The following is a 22,959-nucleotide window of genomic DNA, read 5'->3' on the forward strand; positions in this document are numbered from 1 at the left end:
AAATTGTGGTGCATTCCGCCGCCTCGCCGTAATCAAACCCAAATATCTCCAGATTCGCGCAAATCGCCGTCGTCTTTTGGGCTGAATCGGACGGCGATTTACCGGTTCCAGTTTGCGGGGCACTTCTGGACAACAACAAGAAGACTAAAGCCGGGAATGCCCCTGCGTTGCGTCAGTAATGGGGAGCATCACCATGGAGACGACGGCCCATCGTTTCTCGAGGGAGTCGAGCGCGTTCGACTCCAATCGAGCCGCATCACATCCGCAGACAGCGTCCTTTGTCCGTGCGCGCGCTGCACGGGTGGATCTTTCGCAGGACGAGGCAGTTCCACTGTTCCTGTCCGATCCGCTCGGGGCGCCCGACCCGAGCGAATATGCGCCGGTGAAGTTGCGCTCCAGAATTGTCCCGCGTGTGCTCGCGGCGGTTCTGGCGGCATCCACCCTTGCAGTCCTGATCACGCTGTTTCAATCCGACTTTCGCGGCCTCTTCGCCGCCAATGCCGGTAGCTGGATTCGCATCGTGGCTGACCAGGCCATGGCGTCAGCCAGCGCCCCGGCCATACCGCAGACCCCGCCCGAGAATGCGGTCCGCGTGAGCGATACGAGGCAGGCAAGCGCCGACACGCAGGCTCTCCCTGCACCGGCAACGCCGAGCCGCGAGGCGATCGCGACCGCCTATCAGACGGCGCTGCAAGCCCAGGCGCCTGCGCCCGTTGCGGCGCCGCCAGCACCGCCTGCGCCGCCTCCGCCCGCCAAGACGCTCGACGCCGACACACTGGCCGGGCTGATGACGCGCGCGAAGAGCCTGCTCGGTGTCGGCGATATTGTTGCGGCCCGCCTGCTGCTCGAACGCGCGGCCAATGCACAGGACGCGACGGCTGCGTTCGTGCTGGCGCAGAGCTATGACCCGGCCGTGCTGGGCACCAGCGACTCCCGGCGCATCGCCGCTGACGCGACCGCCGCGCGCGACTGGTACCAGAAAGCCGCGATACTTGGATCGGCGGAGGCGCGACAGCGCCTCGCCCAGCTCTCGAACTAGACCATTTCAGGGGACATCATGCGTAACGCTTTGGGAATGGCGCTGGCCGCCTTCATGACCGTCTGTGCCTTCACGGCGCGCGCCGAGCAGGCCGAATACGATCCGGCCAAGGTCTCGGACGGCCTGAAGGCCATCTTCCAGTTCGGCTCGACCTCGACAAAACGGGCGCTGAACGCCAACACCGTCACGCTGATAACGGGCACGATCGGCGGCACCTATGTGCAGTTCGGCGCCGACCTTGCCTCCGTGCTCGACGACGGCAACAAGATCCGCGTGCTGCCGATCGTCGGCCGCGGCTCGGTGCAGAGCGTTGCCGACATCCTGTTTCTGCAAGGCGTCGATCTCGGTATCGTCCGCGCAGACACGCTCGACTATCTCGAGCGCAAGGGTTTCGCCAAGGACATCAAGCGGCAGTTCACCTATGTGACCAAGCTCTACAACGAGGAGATGCAGGTGATCGCGCCGAAATCGGTCGCGACATTGAAGGACCTCGAAGGCAAGACCGTCAGTGTCGACCTGCCGAATGGCGGCACCTTCGTCACCGCGCTCACCGTGTTCGAGCGGCTCGGGATCAAGGCGAAATTCGTCTATGTCGAGCAGCGTATCGCGATGGAGAAGCTGAAGGCCGGCACGATCGACGCCGTCATCGTGGTCGGAGGCAAGCCGTACAAATCGGTCTCGACCTTCGCCAATGACGGCCGCTTCCATCTCGCGAAAGTCGACTATGAAAGGCCGCTTCAGAGCGACTATCTGCCCGCGACGCTGACCGCCAAGGATTATCCGAACCTGATCCGGGAAGGCGAAAGCGTGGACACGATCGCCGTGCCTGCGGTGCTCGCGGCCTATAATTGGGCACCCAACACCGAGCGCTATCGCAAGCTCGCGCTGTTCGTGGACGCGTTCTTCACGAAATTCACGGCGCTCCAGAACCCGCCCTTCCATCCCAAGTGGAAGGAGGTCTCGCTGGCGGCGCCGCTGTCAGGATGGAACAGATTGCCGGTGGCGCAGCAATGGCTCGACAAGCACGGCATCGAGCCGGTGACACGGCAGCGCTTCGAGGCGTTCCTGAAGCAGAGCCCTGCGGCCGCGCAGGTGTCCGACGCGGACAAGGAAGCGCTGTTCAAGCAATTCCAGGCGTGGGACGCGGCGAACGCGCGGGCGCAGGCGGGGCCGAAGTAGCGGTCGTCGCTGCGAGCAATGGTGTCGCAAGCGCCATCCACACACTCAGCCGTCATCGCCCGGCTTGACCGGGCGATCCAGCACTCCGAAACAGCAGTGATTGAACTTAAAGGCCGCGGCGTACTGGATTCCCCGCCTTCGCGGGGAATGACAGCGGAGTGTGTAGCCGCGACATGCCGCCGAAGACACCTATTGCGCCGCCTCCCCCTCGTCGACGCCACGCTTCAGCGCGGCGCGGGCGGCCTCGCGATGCTCGTTGGTGATGTGGCCGGCGACCATGCGGATGGCGGTGGCGAGCACGGCGGCGTCATCGGCGAAGCCGAGGATCGGCATCACATCCGCGACGAAGTCGAACGGCAGGACGAAATAGGCGATCGCGCCTAACAGCGAGGCCTGGACGTGGCGCGGCGTCTGCCGGTCGAACGCGCAGTAATAGGCGGCAAGCAAATCTTCCGCGAACGGCAGCTGCGCAGCGACACGCTTCAGCTTGCGCCAGAAGCGACGGCGCACGCTCTCGCGATCTTCCGCGAGCCGATCGGCCGGCTCGAACCCGACGCTGTGCTCGGCAGCCATGCTCAAGAATTCCCCGTTCTGCCGGAGGCGGAGGGTCGTCCCGTCCCGGCTGATCACAAGATGGGGATCCGGCCGATCCCCGCAAGACGCGAGCCTGGTGTCAGCCCGCGATGGCGTTCATCGCCTTGGCCAGCGCGACGTCGAGCGCGGTGACGCCGCCGGCGTCGTGGGTCGACAGCACCACCTCCACTGTCTTGTAGACGTTGCGCCATTCGGGGTGATGATCCATCTTCTCGGCGGCCAGCGCAGCGCGGGTCATGAAGCCGAACGCAGCGTTGAAATCCTTGAAGACAAAGGTCTTCCCGATGGCGTCGCGGCCTTTGACGTCAGTCCAGCCCGGTAGTCCGCCCAACGCCTGCTTGCGCGCCTCCGCCGCGAGCCGTTCTGCCATGGTTCTCTCCGTCCTTTAGAGGAACTTTACTCTAACACCGCGCCGACGCCCGGGTTCATACGGAATTCCTGCATCCGCTAACCATGACGGAGATGTAACCCCGCCGGGCAGGAAATTTGCTACAATTGCCCAAGTAAATCGCCGGCCAAAGATGAAATTGAGCCTGAAGCGCCTGTTTGGGAGATCGATGACCGGGGGATTGGACCTGGCCGAAGCGCCCCCTCCGCCTTCGCCGCGATCCGCGGCGCGGAAGACGGCGCTCGTGTCTCTGGCACTCGTGCTTGCGATCGTCGGCGCGCTGGCCGGCGGATATTACTTCGCGATGCGCCCGGTGACGCTCCGGATCGCAGTCGGCCCTGCCAACAGCGATGACGTCAAGGTCGTGCAGGCGCTGACGCAGGCGTTCACGCAGACCAAGGGCCAGGTGCGGCTGCGGCCGTTTCCGACCGAGGGCGCCACGGCCAGCGCCAATGCGCTTGCGGAAGGCAAGGTCGATCTCGCCATCGTACGCGGCGACGTCGACGTGCCCAAGAACGCGCAGGCGGTCGCGACCCTGCGCAAGAACGTCGTGGTGCTTTGGTCCGTGCCGGGCAAAGGCAAGAAGCGGGGCCCGAAGATCACCAAGATCGCACAGCTCGCCGGCCATCGCGTCGGCGTGGTGGGCCGCACCCAGGCCAACGTCAATCTGCTCAAGGTGATCCTCCAGCAATACGGCATCGATCCCGCCAAGGTCGAGATCGTGCAATTCCCCGCCAACGAAGCAGCCGAGGCGATCAAGGCGCGGAAGGCCGAGGTCTATCTCGCGGCCGGCCCCGTCAACAGCAAGATCACGGCGGATGCGATCGCCGCCTCCACCAAGGATTTCGGCGCGCCCACCTTCCTCGCGATCGATTCGGCGGACGCGATCGCGCAGAACCATCCGGTCTACGAAGCGTCCGAGATTCCCGCCGGCACCTATGGTGGCTCGCCCGCTCGCCCGGAGGACGAGGTCAAGACTATCAGCTTTTCGCACCATATCGTGGCGCGCAAAGGCGTGTCCGAAACCACCATCGCGGCGTTCACGCGCCAGCTGTTCGCCGTGCGGCAGCAACTGGTGACGGAATTCCCGCTCGCGGCGAAGATCGAAACGCCCGATACCGACAAGGATGCGGTGATCCCGGTGCATCCGGGTGCGGCCGCCTTCGTCGACGGCGAGGAAAAGACCTTCCTCGACAAATACAGCGATTACATCTGGTGGAGCCTGATGGCGCTTTCCGCCATGGGCTCGATCGGCGCCTGGTTCGCCGGTTATCTGAAGAAGGACGAGCGCGACAGCAACAGTCATCTGCGCGAACGCCTGCTCGATATGATCTCGGCGGCGCGCAAGTGCGAGACGGCCGAAGAGCTCGACCAGATGCAGACCGAGGCTGACGACATCCTGCGCGATACGCTGCGCTGCTACGATCACGGCGCGATCGAGGAAGGCGCGCTCACCGCCTTCAACATCGCGCTCGACCAGTTCCACGCCGCGGTCGCCGACCGCAAGGCGGTGCTGATAAGCCTGCCGCAGAACCTGCAGCGCGCAGGCGTGCAATTCCGGGCCGCCGGCAACGCGTAAGAGCTTGCCAGCGTTATTGCTGCGTCACATTGTCTCTATATAGCTTTGCCGTTATTCCGGGATGGTCCGAAGGACCAGACCACAGGTGGGCAATTGCGCACCAGGGAATCTCGAGATTCCGGATTCGCGCTTCGCGCGCTCCGGAATGACAGCGAGAGATGCGCGAGCCAGCCATGAACATCAAATTCTCCCGCCGCCGCTTCCTCGCCACCAGCGCCGGTGCGCTCGGCACGATCGCGATGCCATATCTCTCGCGCGCGGCCGATCGGCCGGCGGTCACTCATGGCGTGCAGTCTGGCGACGTCACCGTCGACGGCGGCGTGGTGTGGGCGCGCACCGACCGGCCCGCACAGATGCTGGTCGAGGTGGCGACGACCGAGTCCTTCAAGGACGCCCGCGCATTGCCGCCAATCGCCGCGCTCCCCGAGAGCGATTTCACCGCAAAGATGCTGCTGGAGAACATGCCGAGCGGACAGGACATCTTCTACCGCGTCCGCTTCCGCAATCTCTCGCACAGCGCTGTCGAGGGCGAGCCGGTGACCGGCCGCTTCCGCACCGCCCCGGCCGACCGCCGCGACGTTAGCTTCGTCTGGGGCGGAGACGTCGCCGGGCAAGGCTGGGGCATCAATCCGGACGACGGCGGCATGTTCACCTTTTCGGCGATGCGCAAGCACCGGCCGGACTTCTTCCTGCATTCCGGCGACACGATCTATGCCGATGGTCCCATCCAATCCGAGGTGAAACTTGCCGACGGCAAGATCTGGAAGAATCTGACCATCCCGGAGAAGGCCAAGGTTGCCGAGACGCTGGACGAGTACCGCGCCGCGCACAAATACAATCTCACCGACGACAATATCCGTGCCTTCAATGCCGAAGTGCCGATCTTCGTGCAGTGGGACGACCACGAAGTGACCAACAACTGGTCGCTGTCGAAGGACTTGCCGGCCGCCTACAAGGTGCGCGACATCTCGCTGCTCGCGGCCCGCGCGGGTCGCGCCTTTCACGAGATGTACCCGATGCGCGAGAGCATCACCGAGCCCGGCCGCGTCTATCGCCAGATCGCCTACGGCCCGCATCTCGACGTGTTCATGCTCGACGAGCGCAGCTATCGCGGCCCGAACGGCCCCAATCTCGACACCGCTTACGGTCCCGCCAGCTACTTCCTCGGCCCGGACCAGATCGCCTGGCTCAAGCGCAGTCTGTTGAATTCGCGCGCGACATGGAAAGTCATCGCGTCGGACATGCCGATCAGCCTGATTGTCTCCGACACGCCGAAGGGCGGCTCGGAAGCCATTGCGCAGGGCGGCGGCGCGGTGCGTGGCCGCGAGTTCGAGATCGCCGACATCCTCCGCTTCATCAAGATGGCGCCGATCCGCAACACGGTGTGGCTGACGGCAGACGTGCATTACGCCGCCGCGCATTACTACGATCCGAACAAGGCGCAATTCCAGGAGTTCGAGCCGTTCTGGGAATTCGTCTCGGGCCCGCTGCATGCCGGCACGTTCGGTCCGAACGCGCTCGACAACACCTTCGGGCCGGAGGTGCGTTTCGTCAAGGCACCGGGTAAGGACAGCCAGAACCTGCCGCCGTCCGCTGGCATGCAGTTCTTCGGTCACGTCAAGATCGACGGCGCCTCCGGCCGGATGACGGTGACCCTGCGCGACCGCGCCGACGTGGCGCTGTGGTCGACCACGCTCGATCCGAAGCAAAGCTGATCGCTAATTGGCGGCACGTATCTTGAGCGCCGCTTCCAGCGCGTCGCTCGAACACGGCTTCTGCAACCGCGGCCGGCCTGCCAATTCGGGCGGAATGCGCGCGTCGGCGCCGTAGCCGGTGACGAAAACGAACGGAACCTTCAGCGCGATCAGCCGCTCGGCGATCGCAAAGCTGGTCTCGCGGATCAGCTCGACATCGAGCAGCGCGAAGTCGGGCGTACGCTTCGCGATCGCGTCCAGCGCCTGGGTCACCGACCCGACGGTCCGCACACCGATCACACCAAATCCGAGCAGACGGTCCTCGAAATCGATCGCGATGATCGGATCGTCCTCGACGATCAGAACATCGGCTGGCCAGCTCGAGCCATTGGAAAGTGCGGGTGCCATGATCGCATCTTGCGTTCGGGGGTTTTCGGATCAGGACTGCCGCGACACGATGCCTGCGCGTAGCGCATCGAAGGGTTCCCGGAACGAAACTCACCACATCATCGTTCTTCAGTCTGTCCACTTGTGCACACAGGGCATGGACGGAACTCGCTAAGCTGGGAGGAAGGACAGGAGTTCACGATGGATGCGCGCATCGGCAAAGTCACCGAGGTCGAGAGCCGGCCGGCCAACAATCTGCTGCGGCGTTTGAGCCAGGCCGACTACACCCTCCTTGCACCGCACGTGACCGTCGAAGACTCCGCAGCGGGGCAGTTGCTCTACAATCCCGGCGATGACGTGCAGGTCGTCCACTTTCCCTGCGGGCCATCGCTCGCGACCTTCCTCGTTCCCAACGAGGACGGCCGGGACGTCGAAACCATTCTGGTCGGCCGCGAAGGCGCGGTCGGCGGCATCGTCAGCGAGGGATTTCTGCCGGCCTATACCCGGATCTGCGTGAAATTCAGCGGGCCGTTTGCGCGCGTTCACGTTGCCAAGCTGGAAGCGGCCAAGCTGCGCTCGGCTTCACTGCGCAACATCTTTGCCCGCTATGCCGATTGCATGCTGGCCCAGATCTTCCAGTCGACCGCCTGCAACGCGATCCATTCGATAGAACAGCGTACCGCCAAATGGATTTTGGCGGCGATGGAGCGGACCGGCGACGAAACCAGCGTGCCGCTGACCCACGAACAGCTCGCGACGCTGCTCGGGGTGGGCCGCAGTTATGCCAGCCGCGTGCTTCAGTCGTTCAAGGCGGAACGGATTCTCGACACAAGGCGCGGTTCGATCCTGGTTCGCAGCCGCGATGGCCTGAAGCTTCGCGCCTGCCTGTGCAACGATGCCGTGAAAATGCATTTCGAGGAGGTGCTGCGCGGCGTCTATCCGACCGAGGAACGTGAGGCAGGGTAGCGGCTCTTGCTTCCTTCCTTCTCCCCTTGCGGGAGAAGGGGCGCGCGCAGTGCGCGCGTCGGATCAGGGATTTTGTCCGCGAGCTCGCCTTGGTGCGAGAGACCCCTCACCACAACAAGCTTGTGGACAGGGCTGCCCGGCCTCTGCGCCCTGCTGTTCGGCGGGGCCTCGGTGATCGAGGGGAGCAAGATCGATTCCGACATCGCACCGCTGGTCTTCCTGGGGCTGGTCGTCAGCATTGGAGGCGCCGTCCTGATCTGGGCGGCGATCAAGCGGCGGAAGGCCCCGCCCATCCCGGAACCCAGCCCTAAGCCCCGGGAATCCCCGGGCAAAATTCAGTCAACCAACCAGCAAAGAACACATTGTTTTTTGACGGTTTTTGCATATATTGCGCCGCAAACGCGTAGGGTGCCCGGTCGAGCTGACCGGGCTTCCTTTTTGGGCGAAGCAGGCCCCGTTTTCCACGTTTCCAGCGTTGTCCGTGAAGAGGTCCCAGTCTGACCGGCGAGATCGCGCTTAACCCATTGTTCGACCGCAAAGAAGCTCACACATGAACCTTCGCAACGTCGCCATCATCGCCCACGTCGACCACGGCAAGACGACCCTGGTTGACCGCCTCCTCCAGCAATCCGGCACGTTCCGCGAGAACCAGAAGGTGACTGAGCGCGCCATGGACTCCAACGACCTGGAGCGCGAGCGCGGCATCACCATCCTGGCCAAGGCTGCCTCGGTGCAGTGGAAGGACACCCGGGTCAACATCGTCGACACCCCCGGCCACGCCGATTTCGGCGGCGAGGTCGAGCGCATCCTGAACATGGTGGACGGCGCGCTGGTGCTGGTAGACGCCGCCGAAGGCCCGCTGCCGCAGACCAAGTTCGTGGTCTCCAAGGCGCTCAAGGTCGGCCTCAAGCCGATCGTCGTCATCAACAAGGTCGACCGCCCCGACGCGCGCCCGACCGAGGTCATCAACGAGGTGTTCGACCTGTTCGCGGCGCTCGACGCCAGCGAGGAGCAGCTCGACTTCCCGATCCTCTACGGGTCGGCCAAGCAGGGCTGGATGGCCGAGAGCCCCGAGGGTCCGAAGGACAAGGGCATGGAGCCGCTGTTCGACCTGATCCTGCGCCACGTCGCGCCGCCGAAGGTCGAGGAAGGACCGTTCAGGATGATCGGCACCATCCTGGAGGCCAACCCCTATCTCGGCCGCATCATCACCGGCCGCATCTCGTCGGGCGTGCTCAAGCCGAACCAGCAGGTCAAGGTGCTGAACGCCGACGGCAAGCTGGTCGAGTCCGGCCGCATCACCAAGATCCTGGCGTTCCGCGGTCTCGAGCGCACCCCGCTCGATGAAGCCGAGGCCGGCGACATCGTTGCGATTGCGGGCCTGACCAAGGGCACCGTCGCCGACACCTTCTGCGATCCGAGTGTGGAAGTGCCGCTGCCGGCGCAGCCGATTGATCCGCCGACCGTGTCGATGTCGTTCATCGTCAATAACTCCCCGCTCGCCGGCACTGAAGGCGACAAGGTGACGAGCCGCATGATCCGCGACCGTCTGCTGCGCGAGGCCGAAGGCAACGTCGCCCTGCGCGTCGTCGAAGCCGCCGACAAGGATGCAATGGAAGTCTCGGGCCGCGGCGAATTGCAGCTCGCGATCCTGATCGAGACCATGCGTCGCGAGGGCTTCGAGCTCTCTGTGTCGCGTCCGCGCGTCGTCTACCAGAAGGACGAAGCGACCGGCGCCACCATGGAGCCGATCGAGGAGGTCGTGATCGACGTCGACGAGGAGCATTCCGGCGTCGTCGTGCAGAAGATGAGCGAGCGCAAGTCCGAGCTGGTCGAAATGAAGCCGTCCGGCGGCAATCGCCAGCGCCTGGTGTTCTACGCGCCGACCCGCGGCCTGATCGGCTACCAGGGTGAACTGCTCACCGACACCCGCGGCACCGCGATCATGAACCGCCTGTTCCACGGCTACGCTCCGTACAAGGGCGAGATCCAGGGCCGCCGCAACGGCGTCTTGATCTCCAACGACCAGGGTGAAGCGGTGGCCTACGCCATGTTCAAGCTGGAAGACCGTGGCCCGATGATGATCGAGCCGGGCTGGAAGGTCTACCGCGGCATGATCGTCGGCGAGCACACCCGCGACAACGATCTCGAGATCAACGTGCTCAAGGGCAAGCAGCTCACCAACATCCGCACCACCTCGAAGGACGAGGCCGTGCGCCTGACCCCGCCGATCCGCATGACACTGGAAAAGGCGCTGGCCTATATCGAGGACGACGAGCTCGTCGAGGTCACCCCGAAGTCGATCCGCCTGCGCAAGAAGCACCTCGACCCGAACGAGCGCAAGCGCGCGGAAAAGGCCAAGGAAGCGGTGGCGTAGGAGTTACCCTCCGGCTTCCCCCGGCGCGTCCTCGCCACGACCGACGAGATCGATGGTCGGCGTCCCGTCGGAGAGATTGACCGCGTCGCGCAGAACCGCAAGATGCGGCGCCTTCCAAGTGTCGGGCTTCCGGTCGACATTCCAATAGGCGGTGTGGGTGAAGAAGTCCGCACCGCCGGCCAATTTCGTCGAGACCGGCAGGTCGACGATGTGCCGGCCGAAGATCGGGGCTAACGGCCCGCCGATCGCGTCGCCCCAGAAGATCTGTTCGATCGGAAAGTAGATATTGGTCCAGCGCGTCAACCCGAACAGCGCGCCATGGTGGATCTGCCGTATCTTCTTCCTCGGATTGTCGAAGGCCAGCAAGCCATCCTGCTGGAGCCGCTTCGGCGGACAAGTCGGGAACTCGCGCTCCTCGACCCGACGCCTGAAATCTGCGCGCAACCTCTCGTGTCCATTCTTCTCGGCGGCATCGGGCTCCTTTGCCTCCTCGCACATCAGGAAATAAGCGTGGGACAGGGCGCTCCCGAGCGTGACGAAGTCGGTTACCAGCCAGCTCTTGAAATGCCGCTGTTCGACGGGCCGCCTGACGGTCACGTCGGCGATGTTTGCGATCAACTGCCGTGCCTTGCGGCGGAGCTCCACTTTCTCCTCGTGGGTAGCCACTTCCTCGGGCTGCCACGGCGCACCATCGATGTCCAAAAACTCCTGGCCGAGCAGTGTGACCGGCGGCAACTCGTCGCAAATCCTGCTGAAATAGGCTCGCAGCATATCGTAAGCGACAACAGTGCCCAGGCTGTGGGCGACGACGACAATACGGTCGTATCGGCCGCTTTCATGCAGGCGCGCCAGCGTGTCCACGGCCTCCTTCCGGATGGCCCGGCGAACGGCGACATTGGCCGGTGAGCCGCGGAAATAGCGCGCGGCATCGCCGAGATAAGGCTGGAGGAATGCACCGTTGGCGGCGAGATAGATGCCGATCACACCAAACGCGATGGGGGCGCTCCAGGGCGAATTCAATCCCCAGGGCCATGCCTTGAGCACCGTTTCGGCTAGTGATCTGTCGTACCAGTGCTGATCGGCCCAGATGAAGGCAAGGGACACGAGCAGCGAGACCGCGAGTGTGCGCCAGAACGCGCGCAATCCCTGCTCTCCCATCACAAGGTAGGTCGCCAGCAACGCATCCAGGGTCGGAAGACCAATCAGCGTCAAGATCTCGGCGCCATCGAGGCCCCCGTTTCCGCCGGGGAAGGTACCCTCAAGCCACAGATAGCCGAGGCCGGCCGCAAAACCCGCAGCGCAGAAGGCAGCCAGCCACAGGATGAGACGAAGAGCCTGCCATTTGAGCGCGACGTAGAGGCCGAACACGACGCTGCATAGAAGCAGAAGGAAGGGCGCAATCAGGATGTTTTGCGCGCTGGTCTCCGAAAACAGCAACACGCCCCTGAGCGCCAGCACGGCAAACGAGAGGTTCATCAGACACAGAAAGATGGACGCGGCCCACCAAAGCGCGTTAAGCCCGGTTCTCATGACCGGCCCCTTGCGGCACAACTCGTAGAGCCAGAGCAGCACGGCGACCGCCTTGGTCTCGCTCATGAGATGAGCCCAGTAGAGCTCGTGAAAATCGACCACGCGCTTGTCCGCCGATCCCGGCACTTCGCTGGTCGTCATCACCGTCAGATCGATGTCGACGCCGCTCTTCTCCGGATGCGTCCAGAGCTTGTTGCTCTTGTCGTCGGGATTGCCCTTGTTGCGCCAGACACCGCGGATGACGCCGCGCACGGTTTCCAGCGCGCGCTGGCTGCCAATACCGTGAACCACCAGAACTGCGGTTCGCTTGTGCTCTACGCCCGGGTCGATATTCAGCATGGGGCAATTCCTTGAAGAATGGACAGAAGAGAATACGAAATTGAATACAACCCTGGCACGAAAAACAAGTCGGCTCGGATCCCGATGCCACGCCGGTCTGCTTCACGAATGTTGCGTGACCGGAAACAAGGTGGCATCCGGGATCCGCGTGCGCTGCGGGAGGTATGCGTCGGCCGGCTTCAGCGCGCTCAGCGAACGTGCTAGAGCCCGCCCATGACCTCGCTCCCCTCCTCCGTGGACGTCGCGATCATCGGCGCCGGTGCCGCCGGCCTCGGCGCTGCACACGCGCTGCACGGCACCGGCCTCTCCGTGATCGTGCTGGAGGCCCGCGACCGGCTCGGCGGTCGCGCCTGGACCGTGCAGGCCTCACCTGAGGTGACGTTCGACGTCGGCTGCGGCTGGCTGCATTCGGCGGACAAGAACTCGTTCGTGCCGATCGCGCGACAACTCGATTTCGAGGTCAACAAGGACCTGCCGCCATGGCGCGAGCGCGCCTTCGGCAATGCTTTTCCGCAGGCCGAGCGTGATGACTTCATGCGCGCGATGGACGCATTCTACGAGCGTCTGTGGGAAGCGGCGCAAACGGGCAAGGACGAACCCGCGAGCTTGAGCCTCGAGGCCGGCAATCGCTGGAATCCGATGATCGACGCGATCTCGACCTATATCAACGGCTGCGAACTCGAGGACATGTCCACGCTGGACTGGGACGCCTATGAGGACACGAACCTCAACTGGCGCATCCGTCGCGGCTATGGCGCGCTTGTCGCGGCCTATGGCGCCCCCTGCCCGGTGGCGGTGAACTGCAGCGTCACACGGATCGATCATTCCGGCAAACGCATCCGCATCGAGACGTCGCGGGGCACGCTCACCGCCGACAAGGTGATCGTAACCGTCCCGACCAATCTGATCGCCGACGAGGCGATATGCTTCTCACCGCCGCTCCCCGCCAAGGTCGATGCCGCAGCCGGCCTGCCGCTCGGCGTGGACGACAAGGTGACGCTGGCGCTCGCCGACGCCGAGGCCTTTCCGAAAGAAGGAAACCTGCGCGGCGCCACCATGCGCACCGACATGGGCACCTACCACATCCGCCCGTTCGGCCAGCCCTGCATCGAAGGCTTCTTCGGCGGCAGCTTCGCCCGCGCGCTGGAAGACGCCGGCGACGGCGCCGTTGCCGCGCACAGCATCGACGAGATCGCGGGCTTCCTCGGCAACGATATCAGGCGCAAGCTGAAGCCGCTGTGCGAATCCCGCTGGGCGCGCGATCCCTTCGCGCGAGGATCCTATTCGCACGCGCTGCCGGGGCACTCGGGAGATCGCGCGGTGCTGGCCGCGCCGGTGGATGGGCGGCTGTTCTTCGCGGGGGAAGCAACGTCGCCGGAGTTCTTCACGACGGCGCATGGAGCACGGGACAGCGGGGAGCGGGCGGCAGGGGAAGTGCTGGCGGCAACGGGTAAGCCGTAGTCACGAACTCCGTCATTGCGAGCGCAGCGAAGCAATGACGGGCTAATCGATCACCCGCGCCCGCAGATCTGCATCGGGCACGAAGCAGGCGTCATATTTCCCGAAGATGCGATAGCGGTTGCGCGCGATGAGGCTGTAGATCGGATCCCGCAGCGACTTCGGCACGACGAATAATGCGCGCATCCAGCTCCAACCCGGCAGCTGCGACAGTACGGTCAGTGCAGCGTCGGACTTCATGAAAACCTCGCCGCCATGGATCACCGCGTTGGTGTCGGGGTCATCCGGATCGATGCCGAACGTGCGCGCCAATCGCGCCCCATAATCCGACTGGATCGGCGTGAAGCGGAATCGCTTCGCCGTGTCGCGCGCGGCAACGAACCGCACCCAGCGCGAGCAGAAGATGCAGACGCCATCGAACAGGATCACGTCGTCGTCGGGCCATTTGGGCATCAGCTGCTCTTTTTGACGCGTTTTCTTCACGCGAACCGGAATCCACTTCGCTCAAAAACGCTATCGATTGTCCAGCATCAGGAGCGCGACCAGCATCAGCACGATCGCCGGTCCGGTCTTGACCAGAGCCCCGAGCGGCTCGACCCAGAGATCGGGCGTGAGAATTGCTGCGCCAACCATATAGCCGAGCGAAGCCACAATGCCTGCGACGAGCCCCACCGCCGCGGTGCGGCGGAAGACGATCAGCAGGCCGATGCTGATGTCCATCAGGCTGGTGCCGATGGTGATGGGATCGACCGGCGCGGGTGGGAAGTCGTGCGCGATCAAGATGCCGGCCGCGGCGCGGTAGGACACGAACAGCGCGATGAAGCCGGAGACGATCCAGAACGCGACCAGGCTCGCGAAGATCAGTGCCTTGACCAGGAACAGTCGCGCGAACCATTTGTCCTGGATGGTGGCGGGATGGCGCCCGATCCCCTCAGCCGGCGTCTTCGGCGCAATGCCCGTCGCTGCGATCCAGGCGGAGGGATCGCCTCGCACGCCGCGGCGGAGCTCGGCGATGGCGGTGGAACGCATCGGCGACGCCCAGCCGAGAGTGCTGGCGAGATCGCCGATTTTCGCGCCGAGATCGAGCATGAAGGACGGTATCGCGGCAAGCGGCCAGCCGGCCGTGCCAAGCGCATGGCGGAACTGCTTGATGACGCCGGCCATGGTGACCGGCTCAAGCTGCATCAGGTCCCAAGCCACGGCTTTGACGGAGGCGTCGCCGATGTGGCGCGCGGCGAGCCAGGCGATGGTGGCCGAGATATCCTCGACCGCGACGGGCTGGAATGGCGTCGCCATTTCCGTCTCCGGCAGGTCCAGCGGACACGCGGCGAGCGCCCGCAGCATCGCGCTGCCGCCATAGGCGGATGGGGCGACCACGAAGCCGGGCCGCAGGATGGCATAGGGAACGCCTGATGCCGCGATCAGCCGTTCGGCCTCGCGCTTGGTCGTCGCAAAGGCGGTCCGATCAGCATCGGCCGTGCCGGGGATCGAGATGTGCACCAGCCGGACCGCGCGGCCGCTGTCGGCGACGGCCTGGAGCAGGCGCGCGACAAAATCGCGGTGCACGGCGCCTGTGCTGCTGCCCGGACCATCCTGGAGCACGCCGAGGCAGTTCACGACGATATCGACGGAATGTTTGCCCAGGAATCGTTTCAGGGCGGCCGTATCGAGCGCGAGGATCGGCAGCTCGATGTCCAGCGCGCTCATTGTCTGCGCCGGCGCTAGGCTGCGCGCGGCGCCGACGACGCGAAACCCCCGCGCGCGCAGATCATCGGTGACGAACCGGCCGATCAGGCCGGAGGCGCCGAGCACCAAAACGGTCCTTGGGTTCATCGCGTCTCTCAAAACGGTTTTGCGATCATCAGCCAGAGGATCGCCATCGTCGCACCGAAGCCCGGGAAGCCGAACGCGAACCAGCGGCGGAACAGGATGAAGTAGCGCTCCGGCAAAGCGGTGCGCTGATCGGCGGCCTTGCGCGCGAGATCACGCATTTCGATCTGCATGAACACGACGGGAATCCAGAACAAGCCAGCGATGGCGTAAAGCGCGAGCGAAGCGAGCAGCCAGTGCTCCGTGATCGACGTGGCAGACAGCATCATCAGCAGTCCGCCGCTGACCGGCTGGAAGATGACCGCTGACAGCGTGAAGATCGCATCCGCGACCACCACCACCGAGGCGGTGCGCGCGATGAACTCCGCGTCATGCGTACGATGCGCCATCAGCATGAAGAAGGCAATGCCGGTTCCGGTGCCGAGGATGACGATGGCGCCGAGCACATGCACATATTTGACCAGGAGATACAGCGTCATGGCTTCTTGGTCGCCACCGGCTTCGACTGGTTCAGCGCGCGTTCGAGTTCGGCGGCCGCGGCTTTCACGCCAGCTTCGGTCTCGATCATCCCGTGCCCTTCGCTGCCCACCGCGGGCAATGCGCGGAAATCGACTTTGCCGCCGGCGCCGCGAAAGGCATCCGCCAACGACTTCGAGAATGCCGGGGCAAAATAGCTGTCATTGCCTGCGACGAACCATGTGACGGGGATGCGCGCCGCCCGACCGATCTCGGTCGCCGCCGCGACAAGCGCATCTGGCGCGCAGATCCGGTTCGGCTCGTCATTGACGTGGCCGCCGCGCCCCGGCGCGAATGCGATGATGCCGGAAATCGCCTTTGGATCGGCATTCGCAATCGCCAGCGCGCCCCAGCCACCGGCGGAATGGCCAATCACGATCGCAGCATCCTTGCGGATGAAATCCTGCTTTCGCAAATGGTCCAGCGCGAGCGAGATCTCTTCGGCGGTCGCGCGAGCGGAGCGCGCATAGTCCGCATCATCGCAGCCGCCCTGGTCCTCGGCATAACGGCCGCCGGTCGCACCATGGCCGAGCCGCTCCGGCACCAGCACGGCAAACCCGCGCGCGACGAGAAACGCTGCGAGCGCGCGGTATTCCGGCTGCGGCATTTGCGCACGACGCAACGCATTCTGCGTCGAGGCATGCGCGATGACCGCAAGCCGGAACGGACCGGCACCGGCGGGGCGAAACAGCAGCGCATGCGCGGCAATGCTGGTATCCGGCGAAGGCACGCGCCACGCCTGCCGACGAAACGGCTCGCCTTCCGCGCCCGATGCACCGAACGTGACCTGCGCGCACAGAGGCGACGCGGTCAGAAGGGTCAGCAGAGGCAGGAGCGCAAGGATGTTGAAGAGCCGCATGAATGGCCAAAGGCGAGCACGGACAGCAACCGTCAGACTAGTAGGAACGAATCATTCCGGGCGGACTTTCTGCGTCGCCATCGCCCTTCATTGGTTGCTACAACGCAGTTTTGCACCGACGCGTGGCACGCGGTTGCCGTTCAGGGCTGCGCACTGTCCTCTTTCGGCACAACATGGTCATAATACTGATGCAGAAAGTCCACAGGTTAACCGATAATTAACGATAGGTCTTGCCGCCGGCGCGGCGACTTGGTTTGATCGCGTCCATGAGCACAACCCTGATCGAGGTCCGGCCGGCCAAAGCTGCAGACGCAACTGCGGTGGCGTGCACTCATGACGAAGCTTGGCGCTCGGCCTATCAGGGCATCATTCCCGGAGCCGAGCTGGAGAAGCTGATCAACCGCCGCGGTCCGCAGTGGTGGGACAGCGCGATCCGCAAAGGCAGCCGCGTCAGCGTGCTCGTGTTCGGTGACAAGATCGCCGGCTATGCCAACTACGGCCGCAACCGTGCCCGCAGCCTGCATTTCGACGGCGAGATCTACGAGCTGTACCTGCGTCCGGAATTCCAGGGGCTCGGCTTCGGCCGCCGACTGTTCGCTGCGGCCCGCCGCGATCTCATGCAGAGCGGGCTGAAGAGCATGGTGGTGTGGGCACTCTCGGACAACGACCCGGCGACCGAGTTCTACCGGGCGCTGGGCGGCCGTATGGTGGCGCGCTCTTCCGAGCGGTTCGGGCCGAAGTCGCTCGACAAGGTTGCCTTCGCTTGGACCAATTGAGCTGCTGAAACCTGATTCGGCAGCGTTTCCCGTCCGTCGATACCGTTGCCGCTCGCGCCGGTGATCGCCGGATTCATTATTTCACAAAAACGCGATGGATCAGCGGGCCAAGCCCGCGTATGACAGCGCCAAAATCGCTGCCGGGCGCGATTTCACCTCGGCAACAACGGAGCCTTGAATGCGTATCGATGCGGTCTCGATCGGGAAAAACGTACCACACGACGTCAATGTCATCATCGAGGTCCCCGTGGGCGGCGAGCCGATCAAGTACGAGATGGACAAGGAGGCCGGCACGCTGGTGGTCGACCGCTTCCTCTACACGCCGATGCGTTACCCCGGTAACTATGGCTTCATCCCGCACACGCTCTCCGACGACGGCGATCCCTGCGACGTCCTGATCATCAACACCCGCGCCATCATCCCCGGCGCCGTCATGAGCGTGCGCCCGGTCGGCGTGCTGTTCATGGAAGACGAAGCCGGCGGCGACGAGAAGATCCTGGCGGTGCCGTCGTCCAAGCTGACGCAGCGCTACGACAAGGTGAAGAGCTATTCCGACTTACCGGACATCACGCTGCAGCAGATCCAGCACTTCTTCGAGCACTACAAGGATCTCGAAAAGGGCAAGTGGGTGAAGATCCTGCGCTGGGGCGGCCCGGAGGACGCGCACAAACTGATCCTCGAAGGCATCGAGCGCGAGAAGAAGAAGAAGGGCTGAGCTTCTGTGTCCCGGACGCGGCGCGGCATGAAATGACGCGACGCTGAGCCGGGACCCAGCCGCCACTGGGCCCCGGCTCAGCAGCGCACCGCTGAAAAAGCGCTGCGCTGCGTCCGGGGCACGAGAGTCCACCTACACCGCCGGTTTCGGCAGGCCGGCGATCGCGCAAGCGGCCCGCAGCGTGTTCACCAGCAGACACGCCACCGTCATCTGGCCGACGCCGCCCGGCACCGGCGTGATCGCGCCGGCCACGCCAAGCGCTTCCTGATAGGCGACGTCACCGACCAGACGGGTCTTGCCGTCGTCTTTCGGGATGCGGTTGATGCCGACGTCGATCACGGTCGCGCCCGGCTTCAGCCAGTCGCCGCGCACCATCTCAGGCTTGCCGACGGCGGCATAGACCAGATCGGCGCGTCTCACGAGGCCGGGCAGATCGCGCGAGCGCGAGTGCGCAATGGTCACCGTGGCGTTCTCGTTCAACAGCAGCTGCACCAGCGGGCGGCCGACCAGGTTGGAGCGGCCGATGACGATGGCATTCATGCCTTCGAGCGAGGCGTGCACGCTCTTGGTCAGGATGATGCAGCCGAGCGGCGTGCAGGGCGACAGTGCTTCGAAGCCACCGGCGAGCCTGCCGGCATTGTTCGGATGCAGCCCGTCGACATCCTTGGCGGGATCGATGGCATTGATCACGGCCTCGGTGTTCAGACCCTTCGGCAGCGGCAGCTGCACCAGAATGCCATGCACGGCCGGGTCGCGGTTGAGCTTTGCGACCAGCGCCAGCAGATCTCCTTGCGATACATCGGCCGGCAGCTTGTGCTCGAACGAGGCCATGCCGGCGGCCTGGGTCTGGGTATGCTTGGAGCGGACATAGACCTCGCTGGCGGGGTCGTTGCCGACCAGGACCACCGCAAGGCCGGGGATCAGATCGTGCTCGCGCCTGACACGTGCGACCTCCTCGGCGACCTGGGCGCGCAGCTCCGCGGCAATGACTTTTCCATCGATGATCTTGGCGGTCATGTCAGTTCCCTCAGTCCTTCGATTTCGCCGACACGAGCTGGCGCAGAGCTTCTCCGAGCCGCGCCGGATCGCCATCGACCGCGATCTGCTTCAGCCGCGAGGTGGCGCCGGATAGCAATTTTACATTGGCCTTGGGCACGCCAAGCGATTTCGCCAGGAGCACCAGGACGGCCTTGTTGGCCTCGCCGCCATCGGCGATGGCACGCACCCGCACCTTGAGCACAGTGCGCCCATCCGAAAGTTGCTCGATCCCGTCGATGTCGTCGCGGCCACCGCGCGGCGTTACCCGCAGAGCGATGCTGATTCCCGTGGCCGAGTAGCGCCAGGGTTCTTTGCGAGCTTCCTTGGCAACCAAAGGCGCTCCAGCCGAGCTCAGATCACGTTCGGGTAGATGTAGTACAGGATCACCCGCTCGATGAACATGATGATGAGGATCAGGATGATGGGCGAGATGTCGAGGCCGCCGAGACTGGGCAGGAAATTGCGAATCGGCGCCAGCAGGGGTTCGGTGATCCGGTACAGGAACTCCGCCACCGCGGACACGAACTGGTTGCGGGTGTTCACCACGTTGAAGGCAATCAGCCAGGACAGGATCGCGGAGGCGATCAGCAGCCAGACGTAGAGGTCGAGCACGATGATGACGATGTCGAGAACGGCACGCATGGCTTTTGAGGCCTCTGGCTTTTGAAAACTTTGGCTGCGGTCGGGATTGACGCCTGTTGCTAGATATCGGTTCCCCCCGACCCAAACAAGGGAAGTCGGCGCCCGGAGGGCTAAAACCGGGTTACACCCGTCCTTGACTTGACCTTGGCAGGGACTTAAATGGCGCCCGGTTGTCGGCCGCGTTCACCAGAGCGGCCAGCAAAGGGGCCATAGCTCAGCTGGGAGAGCGCGTCGTTCGCAATGACGAGGTCGGCGGTTCGATCCCGCCTGGCTCCACCAGCCTTCGCTCGCTTCGCGAGCTACGGCTGGGCAAGCCTGGGAAGTCCCTCGTAGCGAAGTGAGCGAAGGCTGCCTCGCCGAAGCCCAAAGGGCGAAGGCGGGCTCCCTCCGAAATTCCCCTACCTCCCCGTAAACCTTGGCGGCCGCTTCTCCATGAAGCTCGCCACGCCTTCCCGGAAATCGCTCCCGTTCAGGGCCACCATCATCTCGCGGTTGGCCTCGATCGTCGCCTCGGCCAGCGTCTGGAACGGCACCTCGTAGAGCTGGCGCTTGATCACGGCCATGGCGCTCGGCGAGACGAACTCGGCGAGGTCGCGCGCATAGGCATAGGTCTCCTCGCGGAGCCCTTCAGGCGAACAGAGCCGGTTGACCAGCCCGATCCGCATCGCCTCCTCGCTCGACACGCGCCGCGCCGAGAGCAACAGATCCAGCGCATTGGCGTGGCCGACGATCCGCGGCAGCATCCAGCTGATGCCATGCTCGGCGATCAGACCGCGCCGCGCGAAGGCCGTGGTGAACACGGTGTTGTCGGCAGCAAAGCGCAGGTCGCAATAGAGTGCGTGCACGAGGCCGATGCCTGCCGTGGCGCCATTGAGCATGGCGATAACCGGCTTCTTGATCGACGGATAGAAGCCGTAGCGCGTCTGCCAGTCCGGCCGGCGATTCATGTCGAAGGGCGGCAGGTTCGAGGCGCGCCTGACGTCATCAGGATCGAGCCCCTTCAACGCGTCCATATCGGCGCCGGCGCAAAACGCGCGGTCCGCGCCGGTGAGAATGATGACGCGGACATTGTCATCGGCGCTTGAGGCTTCCATCGCATGACGCACGTCGCGTTCCATGATCGGCGTCCACGCGTTCATACGATCGGGGCGGTTGAGCGTGACGGTCGCGATCTTGTCGCTCACTTCATAGAGAATGTGCTCGTAGGCCATGGCGCTCTCCCTTTGTCTGCCGGCATGCGTTCGCACGCGCTCGTTCCAGCGAGCCTAGCATATTCGGGGATGGGCCAAGGTCTTGCGCCAGGGATCTGTGCAAAGGATCTGTGCGAAGGACCCGTGAACGACCTGCGCGAACCGCGTGGATTACTCGGCGGCCTGCGCCAGCACGGGCCGGCGCGCCAGCCAGCCGTCGATGAAATGGTCGAGCCAGGCGCGCTCGGCGACGTCGTAGACGGCACGATCCGCGAAGTGATGATGCCGCTGCCGCGCGCCGGGCGCGCTGAAGCCGTCATAGCCGCGCGTGGTCCAGCGATGCATCATCGCGTAGGTCACATCGGGGTGGAACTGCACTCCGAAAGCATTGCCGGCACGGAACGCCTGCACCGGAAAGTCATTGCCCTCGGCGAGCAGCTCAGTGCCTTCAGGCAGCTCAAATCCCTCGCGATGCCAGTGATAGACCTGCGCCGGCCAGTGCGGGCAGAGCGCACGGCCCGCAGCGGTCGGCCGGATCGGGTAATACCCGATCTGGGTCAGCGCCTGCGGATGGGGCGCGACGCGAGCCCCTAGCTGCATCGCGAGCATCTGCGCACCCAAGCAGATGCCGAGGAACGGCCGCTGCTCGCGGAGTGGAATTTCGATCCAGTCGATCTCGCGGCGGATGTAGTCATCGGGATCGTTGGCACTCATCGGGCCGCCGAAGATCACGGCGCCGGCATGCTGACCGAGCGTGTCGGGCAGGGAATCGCCGAAGCGGGGACGGCGGATGTCGAGGCGATGGCCGAGCCCGCGCAGCGCATTGCCGACTCGGCCCGGTGTCGAGCATTCCTGATGCAGGATGATCAGAACCGGCAGCCGGGTCTTGGAGGCGGCGACGCTCGGCGCCCTCTGTGGGAAGGCCACCACCTCCGCGTCACCAAACCTGTCCGTCCGGAACGACATGGCCTCTGCGAGTGCTATCGGTTCAGACCGCCAGCATAGCTAAGCGATGGTTAACATCGTGTGAGTTCGCGCACATACGTGCGATATCGAAGCAAACTCCGGGCCACTACGGGCCCTCTAGTGCCTGCGCCTCTGGAACCGACTGGTGGCTGCAAGGATGAAGCCGCGCGGGAAGAAGCGCAGCGCGAACGGCACGATCTTGATACCGAGACCAGGCAGCACTGCCCGTTTATTGGCCATCAGGCCACGATACGCCTCCCGTGCAACCTCGGCGGCAGAGACGTTGAGAACGGTCGTATCATGCTGGGAGCCAACGCCGGCGCGGGCCTGGAATTCGGTCGGCACCGGACCCGGGCAAAGGACGCTGACGCGGACGCCGCGCGGCGCAAGCTCTGCCCGCAACGCTTCGGTGAAGGAGATCACATAGGCCTTGGACGCGTAGTAGACGGCCATGCCGGGGCCGGGCAGGAAACCGGCGACCGATCCGACATTGAGAAGACCGCCCTTGTTCCTGATGAGCTGATCGGCAAAGCGCAGCGACAGATCCGTCAGGGCCCGGACGTTGACATCGACGATGCCGAGCTGCTCGACGCGGTCGCGCTCAACCGCATCGCCGAACACGCCGAAGCCGGCATTGTTCACGAGATGGTCGAGCTCGACGCCTTCGGCTGCAAGGGCGGCCGCGATCGTCTCGCCGGAATCCGCTTTCTCGAGATCGCAGGCGATCACGATCGGCTTCTTGCCGCCCTTGGCAGCGAGCTCGTTCGCGAGCGCTTCGAGCCGATCCGCCCGTCTCGCGGTCAAGACGAGGCGGTGTCCATTGGCGGCGAACACACGCGCCAGCTCCATCCCGATGCCCGCCGAAGCACCGGTAATCAGCGTCACCCGCTCAGCCAC

General features: G+C 64.5%; 23 protein-coding genes and 1 tRNA gene. 10 read left to right on the plus strand and 14 right to left on the minus strand.

Features of this window, described 5'->3' with window-relative positions; all coding sequences use genetic code 11:
* The first annotated feature begins 193 nt into the window (after positions 1-193).
* Positions 194-1,039 (plus strand): hypothetical protein, encoded by an 846-nt coding sequence (locus tag XH87_RS14520; RefSeq protein ID WP_271587820.1) that lies wholly within the window; start codon positions 194-196, stop codon positions 1,037-1,039.
* Positions 1,040-1,057: 18 nt separating this feature from the next.
* Positions 1,058-2,218, plus strand: a complete 1,161-nt coding sequence (locus tag XH87_RS14525) for a TAXI family TRAP transporter solute-binding subunit (protein ID WP_271587821.1) — start codon at positions 1,058-1,060, stop codon at positions 2,216-2,218.
* 189 nt (positions 2,219-2,407) lie between these two features.
* Here the strand turns inward: XH87_RS14525 and XH87_RS14530 are convergent, their stop codons facing one another.
* Both XH87_RS14530 and XH87_RS14535 read right to left on the minus strand, forming a co-directional pair.
* Positions 2,408-2,791 (minus strand): YkvA family protein, encoded by a 384-nt coding sequence (locus XH87_RS14530; RefSeq protein WP_271587822.1) that lies wholly within the window; start codon positions 2,789-2,791, stop codon positions 2,408-2,410.
* Positions 2,792-2,891: 100 nt separating this feature from the next.
* Positions 2,892-3,182 carry a 4a-hydroxytetrahydrobiopterin dehydratase gene (locus XH87_RS14535; RefSeq protein WP_271587823.1) on the minus strand — a complete coding sequence of 97 codons (291 nt, stop codon included), beginning with the start codon at positions 3,180-3,182 and terminating at the stop codon, positions 2,892-2,894.
* 151 nt (positions 3,183-3,333) lie between these two features.
* Here XH87_RS14535 and XH87_RS14540 point away from each other — a divergent pair, with 151 nt between their 5' ends.
* Both XH87_RS14540 and XH87_RS14545 read left to right on the plus strand, forming a co-directional pair.
* Positions 3,334-4,779, plus strand: a complete 1,446-nt coding sequence (locus XH87_RS14540) for a TAXI family TRAP transporter solute-binding subunit (protein WP_271587824.1) — start codon at positions 3,334-3,336, stop codon at positions 4,777-4,779.
* Between the two features lie 173 nt (positions 4,780-4,952).
* The gene (locus XH87_RS14545; RefSeq protein ID WP_271587825.1) at positions 4,953-6,494 is read left to right on the plus strand and encodes an alkaline phosphatase D family protein; all 1,542 of its coding nucleotides are present in this window, start codon (positions 4,953-4,955) and stop codon (positions 6,492-6,494) included.
* A gap of 3 nt (positions 6,495-6,497) precedes the next feature.
* On the opposite strand, the gene XH87_RS14550 is transcribed toward XH87_RS14545, so the two are convergent.
* Positions 6,498-6,881 carry a response regulator gene (locus tag XH87_RS14550; RefSeq protein ID WP_271587826.1) on the minus strand — a complete coding sequence of 128 codons (384 nt, stop codon included), beginning with the start codon at positions 6,879-6,881 and terminating at the stop codon, positions 6,498-6,500.
* A gap of 180 nt (positions 6,882-7,061) precedes the next feature.
* Between XH87_RS14550 and XH87_RS14555 the strand changes: the two genes are divergently transcribed.
* Both XH87_RS14555 and typA read left to right on the plus strand, forming a co-directional pair.
* Positions 7,062-7,826 carry a Crp/Fnr family transcriptional regulator gene (locus XH87_RS14555; protein WP_271587827.1) on the plus strand — a complete coding sequence of 255 codons (765 nt, stop codon included), beginning with the start codon at positions 7,062-7,064 and terminating at the stop codon, positions 7,824-7,826.
* 550 nt (positions 7,827-8,376) lie between these two features.
* Entirely contained in the window at positions 8,377-10,203 is a 1,827-nt protein-coding gene (gene typA, locus XH87_RS14560; RefSeq protein ID WP_035703080.1) for a translational GTPase TypA, read from the plus strand.
* A 3-nt stretch (positions 10,204-10,206) separates the two neighbouring features.
* On the opposite strand, the gene XH87_RS14565 is transcribed toward typA, so the two are convergent.
* Complete coding sequence (locus XH87_RS14565) at positions 10,207-12,072, minus strand: hypothetical protein (RefSeq protein ID WP_271587828.1); 1,866 nt, start codon at positions 12,070-12,072, stop codon at positions 10,207-10,209.
* A 213-nt stretch (positions 12,073-12,285) separates the two neighbouring features.
* On the opposite strand from XH87_RS14565, the gene XH87_RS14570 reads away from it, so the two are divergent.
* On the plus strand, positions 12,286-13,533 hold the full coding sequence (locus XH87_RS14570) for a flavin monoamine oxidase family protein (RefSeq protein ID WP_271587829.1): 1,248 nt from the start codon (positions 12,286-12,288) through the stop codon (positions 13,531-13,533).
* Positions 13,534-13,575: 42 nt separating this feature from the next.
* Here XH87_RS14570 and XH87_RS14575 read toward each other — a convergent pair whose 3' ends face one another.
* The 4 genes from XH87_RS14575 to XH87_RS14590 are packed head-to-tail and all read right to left on the minus strand — an operon-like array spanning position 13,576 to position 16,735.
* Positions 13,576-13,983 (minus strand): thiol-disulfide oxidoreductase DCC family protein, encoded by a 408-nt coding sequence (locus XH87_RS14575; protein ID WP_271587830.1) that lies wholly within the window; start codon positions 13,981-13,983, stop codon positions 13,576-13,578.
* 60 nt (positions 13,984-14,043) lie between these two features.
* A complete protein-coding gene (locus XH87_RS14580; protein ID WP_271587831.1) occupies positions 14,044-15,363 on the minus strand; it encodes an SDR family oxidoreductase in 1,320 nt (439 codons plus the stop codon).
* 8 nt (positions 15,364-15,371) lie between these two features.
* The gene (locus tag XH87_RS14585) at positions 15,372-15,839 is read right to left on the minus strand and encodes a DUF2269 family protein (protein WP_271587832.1); all 468 of its coding nucleotides are present in this window, start codon (positions 15,837-15,839) and stop codon (positions 15,372-15,374) included.
* Positions 15,836-16,735 carry an alpha/beta hydrolase family protein gene (locus XH87_RS14590; protein ID WP_271587833.1) on the minus strand — a complete coding sequence of 300 codons (900 nt, stop codon included), beginning with the start codon at positions 16,733-16,735 and terminating at the stop codon, positions 15,836-15,838. Before XH87_RS14590 ends, XH87_RS14585 begins: the two co-directional genes overlap by 4 nt.
* A gap of 266 nt (positions 16,736-17,001) precedes the next feature.
* On the opposite strand from XH87_RS14590, the gene XH87_RS14595 reads away from it, so the two are divergent.
* Together XH87_RS14595 and ppa are read left to right on the plus strand one after the other, a co-directional pair.
* The gene (locus XH87_RS14595; protein ID WP_158668698.1) at positions 17,002-17,511 is read left to right on the plus strand and encodes a GNAT family N-acetyltransferase; all 510 of its coding nucleotides are present in this window, start codon (positions 17,002-17,004) and stop codon (positions 17,509-17,511) included.
* A gap of 178 nt (positions 17,512-17,689) precedes the next feature.
* The gene (gene ppa, locus XH87_RS14600) at positions 17,690-18,226 is read left to right on the plus strand and encodes an inorganic diphosphatase (RefSeq protein WP_247299836.1); all 537 of its coding nucleotides are present in this window, start codon (positions 17,690-17,692) and stop codon (positions 18,224-18,226) included.
* A 132-nt stretch (positions 18,227-18,358) separates the two neighbouring features.
* Here ppa and folD read toward each other — a convergent pair whose 3' ends face one another.
* Genes folD through XH87_RS14615 form a run of 3 tightly spaced genes read right to left on the minus strand, consistent with a single transcriptional unit; the run spans position 18,359 to position 19,906 of the window.
* Positions 18,359-19,243 (minus strand): bifunctional methylenetetrahydrofolate dehydrogenase/methenyltetrahydrofolate cyclohydrolase FolD, encoded by an 885-nt coding sequence (folD, locus tag XH87_RS14605; protein WP_271587834.1) that lies wholly within the window; start codon positions 19,241-19,243, stop codon positions 18,359-18,361.
* 10 nt (positions 19,244-19,253) lie between these two features.
* The gene (locus XH87_RS14610) at positions 19,254-19,598 is read right to left on the minus strand and encodes a DUF167 domain-containing protein (protein WP_271587835.1); all 345 of its coding nucleotides are present in this window, start codon (positions 19,596-19,598) and stop codon (positions 19,254-19,256) included.
* A 17-nt stretch (positions 19,599-19,615) separates the two neighbouring features.
* Positions 19,616-19,906: a YggT family protein gene (locus tag XH87_RS14615; protein ID WP_018645113.1), complete on the minus strand. Its 291-nt coding sequence runs from the start codon at positions 19,904-19,906 to the stop codon at positions 19,616-19,618.
* A gap of 203 nt (positions 19,907-20,109) precedes the next feature.
* Between XH87_RS14615 and XH87_RS14620 the strand changes: the two genes are divergently transcribed.
* Positions 20,110-20,185, plus strand: a tRNA-Ala gene (locus XH87_RS14620).
* A 119-nt stretch (positions 20,186-20,304) separates the two neighbouring features.
* On the opposite strand, the gene XH87_RS14625 is transcribed toward XH87_RS14620, so the two are convergent.
* The 3 genes from XH87_RS14625 to XH87_RS14635 all read right to left on the minus strand — a co-directional run bounded on the left by XH87_RS14625 (position 20,305) and on the right by XH87_RS14635 (position 22,959).
* A complete protein-coding gene (locus XH87_RS14625) occupies positions 20,305-21,117 on the minus strand; it encodes an enoyl-CoA hydratase (protein WP_271587836.1) in 813 nt (270 codons plus the stop codon).
* Between the two features lie 150 nt (positions 21,118-21,267).
* On the minus strand, positions 21,268-22,062 hold the full coding sequence (locus XH87_RS14630; RefSeq protein ID WP_271587837.1) for a glutamine amidotransferase: 795 nt from the start codon (positions 22,060-22,062) through the stop codon (positions 21,268-21,270).
* 117 nt (positions 22,063-22,179) lie between these two features.
* Positions 22,180-22,959 (minus strand): SDR family NAD(P)-dependent oxidoreductase, encoded by a 780-nt coding sequence (locus XH87_RS14635; RefSeq protein ID WP_035703103.1) that lies wholly within the window; start codon positions 22,957-22,959, stop codon positions 22,180-22,182.

This window comes from Bradyrhizobium sp. CCBAU 53415, assembly GCF_028128735.1.
Taxonomy (GTDB): Bacteria; Pseudomonadota; Alphaproteobacteria; order Rhizobiales; family Xanthobacteraceae; genus Bradyrhizobium.